Source organism: Limimaricola litoreus (assembly GCF_024159025.1).
Lineage (GTDB): Bacteria > Pseudomonadota > Alphaproteobacteria > Rhodobacterales > Rhodobacteraceae > Limimaricola > Limimaricola litoreus.
Window position 1 is genome coordinate 1 of sequence record NZ_JAMYXC010000039.1, and the last position, 4,273, is coordinate 4,273.

General features: G+C 70.7%; 7 protein-coding genes. 6 read left to right on the forward strand and 1 reads right to left on the reverse strand.

Features of this window, described 5'->3' with window-relative positions:
• Positions 1-55: 55 nt before the first annotated feature.
• Positions 56-811 carry a lysophospholipid acyltransferase family protein gene (locus NHG85_RS03280; RefSeq protein WP_253329784.1) on the forward strand — a complete coding sequence of 252 codons (756 nt, stop codon included), beginning with the start codon at positions 56-58 and terminating at the stop codon, positions 809-811.
• Positions 808-1,413 (forward strand): pyridoxamine 5'-phosphate oxidase family protein, encoded by a 606-nt coding sequence (locus NHG85_RS03285; protein ID WP_253329786.1) that lies wholly within the window; start codon positions 808-810, stop codon positions 1,411-1,413. Before NHG85_RS03280 ends, NHG85_RS03285 begins: the two co-directional genes overlap by 4 nt.
• Positions 1,414-1,474: 61 nt before the next feature.
• Here the strand turns inward: NHG85_RS03285 and NHG85_RS03290 are convergent, their stop codons facing one another.
• Positions 1,475-2,437 (reverse strand): acetyl-CoA carboxylase carboxyltransferase subunit alpha, encoded by a 963-nt coding sequence (locus tag NHG85_RS03290; RefSeq protein ID WP_253329788.1) that lies wholly within the window; start codon positions 2,435-2,437, stop codon positions 1,475-1,477.
• A gap of 136 nt (positions 2,438-2,573) precedes the next feature.
• Between NHG85_RS03290 and NHG85_RS03295 the strand changes: the two genes are divergently transcribed.
• From NHG85_RS03295 to NHG85_RS03310, 4 genes are all read left to right on the forward strand, one after another.
• The gene (locus NHG85_RS03295; RefSeq protein ID WP_253329790.1) at positions 2,574-3,092 is read left to right on the forward strand and encodes a DUF6173 family protein; all 519 of its coding nucleotides are present in this window, start codon (positions 2,574-2,576) and stop codon (positions 3,090-3,092) included.
• A gap of 58 nt (positions 3,093-3,150) precedes the next feature.
• Positions 3,151-3,297, forward strand: coding sequence for an aa3-type cytochrome c oxidase subunit IV (locus NHG85_RS03300; protein ID WP_253329792.1), 147 nt, complete (start codon positions 3,151-3,153; stop codon positions 3,295-3,297).
• 3 nt (positions 3,298-3,300) lie between these two features.
• Positions 3,301-3,915, forward strand: a complete 615-nt coding sequence (locus NHG85_RS03305) for a hypothetical protein (RefSeq protein WP_253329794.1) — start codon at positions 3,301-3,303, stop codon at positions 3,913-3,915.
• Between the two features lie 27 nt (positions 3,916-3,942).
• On the forward strand, positions 3,943-4,273 hold a 331-nt coding region (locus NHG85_RS03310; protein ID WP_253329796.1), incomplete at its 3' end, for an NTP transferase domain-containing protein.

Here is a 4,273-nt window from a genome sequence, read left to right on the forward strand (position 1 = left end):
CCGTGGCCTTTGCCGCCACCCGCGCGGCCGCGCGGCGCATGCTGGAGCGGCAGTCATGAGCGGGCTGGCCTACGGCTGGCGCTGGCTGCGCAGCCTGCTGTTCAGCGGGCTGATCTACGCCGCGATGCTGCCGATCGGCCTCGCCTATACCCCTTGGGCGATCATGAGCCGCGACGGCGCCGTCGCCGCCGCCCACACCTGGTGCCGCTTCGTGCGCTGGCTGGCGCGGGTGCTTCTGGGGCTCAGGACAGAGGTGCGCGGCACGCCGCCCGAGGGCGAGGTGATGGTCGCGGCCAAGCACCAGAGCTTTCTCGACATCATCATGATCTACGGCTCCGTGCCGCGCGGCCGCTTCATCATGAAGAAGGAGCTGGTCTATGCGCCGGTGCTGGGCCAGATCGCGCTGCGCATGGGCTGCGTGCCGGTCGATCGCGGCAAGCGCGGCGCGGCGATCAAGAAGATGATGATCGAGGTGCGCTCGGGCCGCGACGACCCCGGCCAGCTCATCATCTACCCGCAGGGCACCCGCCTCGCGCCCGGCGTCTCGGCGCCCTACAAGACCGGCACCGCCGCGATCTACCGCGAGCTGAACCAGCCCTGCGTGCCCGTGGCCTGCAACGTCGGGCTGTTCTGGCCCCGGCGCGGCGTGCTGCGCCGCCCCGGCACCGCCGTGGTCGAATTCCTCCCCGCGATCCCGCCGGGCCTCTCCGCGGCCGAGTTCATGACCCGGCTCGAAGCCGAGATCGAGCCGCGCTCCAACGCGCTGATGGCCGAGGCCGGGTTTCCCATCGCCGTCAAGGACGGCGCGTGAAGACCGTCGACAGCATCGAGGCGCTCGAAGCCCTCTATGCGCGCAAGCCCTCGGGCGCCGCGCTGGACAAGGTCACCGACCGGCTGACACCGGCGCAAACGGCCTGGATCGGCGCGTCGCGGTTTTGCGTGCTGAGCACCGTGGGCCCCGAGGGCACCGATGCAAGCCCGCGCGGCGACGATGGCCCCGTGGTGCAGGTGATGGACGAGCGCACCCTGCTGCTGCCCGACTGGCGCGGCAACAACCGCATGGATTCGCTGCGCAACATCGTGCGCGACGGGCGGGTGAGCCTGATGTTTCTCGTGGTCGGGGCGCCCGGCATCCTGCGGGTCAACGGCCATGCCGTGCTCAGCGACGATCCGGAGATCACGGCGCGATTCGCGCATGAGGACACGCATCCGCGTTCGGTGATCGTGGTGCGGCTGACCGAGGCCTATCCGCAATGCGCCCGCGCGGTGATGCGCGCCGGGCTCTGGAGCCGCGGCGACGACAGCGCGGGCCTGCCCAGCGTCGGTGAGATGGTGGCGGAGGCCAGGGCCGGCTTCGACGGCGCGGCCTATGATGCGGATTGGCCGGAGCGGGCGAAGACCACCATGTGGTAGCGCCCGGCCCGGCCGTGGGACTTGCGTATTTGCAGAAAGATGAACGGGGGCGGCGCGCCGATCAGGCGGCCAGCCCCTTCGAGCCGAGGTCGAGATACTTGCGGCGGCGGTCGGCGCGCACGGCTTGGGCATCCATGCCGCCCAGCTCGTCGAGCATCTTGCCGATCTCCCGGCCCACCGCGTCGATCGCGGCATCGGCGTCGCGATGCGCGCCGCCCAGCGGCTCGGCCACGATCCGGTCGCAGACGCCCAGCTCCTTGAGCTCCTGCGCCGTCAGCCGCAGCGCCTCGGCGGCCTCGCGCATCTTCTCGGCATCCTTCCAAAGGATCGAGGCGCAGCCCTCGGGCGAGATCACCGAGTAGATCGAATGCTCCAGCATCGCCACACGGTTGGCCGTGGCAAAGGCCACCGCCCCGCCCGAGCCGCCCTCGCCGATGATCACCGACACCAGCGGCACCTCGATCTGCAGGCATTTCTCGGTCGAGCGGGCGATCGCCTCGGACTGTCCGCGCTCCTCCGCCCCCTTGCCCGGATAGGCGCCGGGCGTATCGACGAGGGTGACGACGGGCAGCTTGAAGCGATGCGCGAGATCCATCAGCCGGATCGCCTTGCGATAGCCCTCGGGCCGGGCCATGCCGAAGTTGCGTTCGATCCGGCTCTTGGTGTCGTGGCCCTTCTCGTGGCCGATCACCACCACCGCGCGGCCGTCGAGCCGCGCCAGCCCACCCATCACCGCGTGATCGTCGGCAAAGTTGCGGTCGCCCGCGAGCGGCGTGTACTCGGTGAAGAGCCGCTCGATGTAATCCTTGCAATGCGGCCGCTCGGGATGGCGCGCGACCTGGCATTTGCGCCAGGGGCTGAGGCTGCCGTAAAGCTGCGTCAGCATGTCTTGGCTCTTGCGGTCGAGCGCGGCGGCCTCCTTCTCGACATCCATCTCCGGGCTGCGCCTGGCCAGCGCGCGCAGCTCCTCGGCCTGGCCTTCGATCTCGGCGAGCGGCTTCTCGAATTCGAGGTAGATGGTCATGCGAAGGCCCCTGCGATTGCGCGTTCCCTCGGTATATGACGCGTCGCGCGGGCCGGTGCAACTCGGGGCGGATGCCTGCTTGACGACGGCCCCGGCCGCGCCACCCTGAAGCCCCGGATACGAGGGAGGGACCGCCATGGCCGACGACATCATCGCCACCGCCGCCGAGGCGCTGGAGGCCGAGGCCCTGCCACGGCTGCGCGAGGTGCATGCGGACACGGCGGGGGACGCGACTCCGCAGGCGCTGCCACCGGCGCTGCGCAAGCCCGCCGGTGGCAAGAGCCCGGCGCGCTGGGCCTATGAGCGGCTGATCCACTACATCAAGCGGTTCGAGGATGGGCTGGAGGCGGGCGAGGAGGTCGCCATGGCGATGACCGGCGGCCATTCGGGCGTGCTGCGCATCCAGGGGATGGGCTATTTCGATCCCGATATCGTGACCTTCTATGGCACGGATCCCGCGGGTGCGAAGACGCAGCTGATCCAGCACGTCACCCAGCTTTCGGTGATCCTGCGGGCCCTGCCCCGTCCGCGCCCCGAGGCCCCGCCCGAGCGGATCGGCTTCCGGCTGGCGCGCGAACTCGAGGACGAGGCCGAAAGCGGCGGGCAGGAGGACGACGCGCCACGCGGACCAGATGCCGCGCCCGAGACATCGTGACAAGCGCGGGGATTCGGGCTAACCCCCGGCGCGATACGCCAGATGCGAGGAGTTTCCGATGGCCGACGATCAGCACCACCACGTTCCCGGAACCATGGACATCACCGACCAGCAGCGCACCTATGAGGGCTTCGTCAAGCTGACGACCCGCACCGTCATCGCGATCATCGTCGCGCTGATCCTGCTCGCTCTCGTCAACGCCTGAGCCATGCAGCGGCGCGCGTTCCTCATGGCCGCGCCGCTGGCGCTCGCCGGCTGCGGCACCGGCGGCGAGACGGTCTGGGCCCCCGAGGCGGCAATCGCGGACGCACGCTACGTCCATGCCGGGCCGCCCGCGCTGACGCTCTACACGGTCAACAACCTCGGCACCGGCAATGGCGCGCATAGCGCGCTGCTGATCAATGCGAGCCAGAGGGTGCTGTTCGACCCGGCGGGCAGCTACGGCCACCCGTCGATCCCCGAGCGCAACGACGTGCTGTTCGGCATGACGCCGCAGGTGGTGAAGAGCTACGTCTCCTACCACTCGCGCGCCTCCTACGTGACGGTCGAGCAAAGGCTCGAGGTGCCCGGCTCCATCGCCGAGGCGGCGCTCGAGCTGGCGCTTTCGGCCGGGCCGGTGCGGCAGGCCTTCTGCACACGCGCCATCTCGCAGCTTCTGGGCCAGCTGCCCGGCTTCGAGACGCTCGGCACGACATGGTTTCCCGACAAGCTGATGGCCCGCTTCGGCGCGCTCCCCGGCGTGGTGACCACCGAGCACAACGAGAACGACAGCGACAGCCTGCGCGACGCGCGGCGCGCCGTGGCGCGGCAGCTGGGCGGCTGACGCCTCCCCCCAAGGAAAGCCCCGCCGATGACCGCCCCCTTCGACGCCCCGCCCGGCATGATCCTCGCAGGGGGGCTGTCGCGCCGGATGGGCGGCGGCGACAAGGGGCTGCGCGATCTTTCGGGCCGCCCGCTGCTTGCGCATGTCATCGACCGGGTCGCGCCGCAGCTGCCCGCCCTTGCGCTCAATGCCAATGGCGATCCGGAGCGCTTTGCCCGCTTCGGTCTTGAGGTGGTGCCCGATCCGCTGCCGGGGCACCCCGGCCCGCTGGCGGGCGTGCTGGCGGCGATGGGCTGGGCGCAGGCGCGCGGCGCGCCATGGGTGATCACCCTGCCGGGCGACACGCCCTGGCTGCCGG

Excerpts from the sequence above, each read along its gene's own strand:
- NHG85_RS03280 (WP_253329784.1), top strand. The coding sequence starts at position 56 with ATGAGCGGGCTGGCCTACGGCTGGCGCTGGCTGCGCAGCCTGCTGTTC.
- NHG85_RS03295 (WP_253329790.1), top strand. The coding sequence starts at position 2,574 with ATGGCCGACGACATCATCGCCACCGCCGCCGAGGCGCTGGAGGCCGAG.
- NHG85_RS03300 (WP_253329792.1), top strand. The coding sequence starts at position 3,151 with ATGGCCGACGATCAGCACCACCACGTTCCCGGAACCATGGACATCACC.
- NHG85_RS03290 (WP_253329788.1), bottom strand. The coding sequence starts at position 2,437 with ATGACCATCTACCTCGAATTCGAGAAGCCGCTCGCCGAGATCGAAGGC.
- NHG85_RS03305 (WP_253329794.1), top strand. The coding sequence starts at position 3,301 with ATGCAGCGGCGCGCGTTCCTCATGGCCGCGCCGCTGGCGCTCGCCGGC.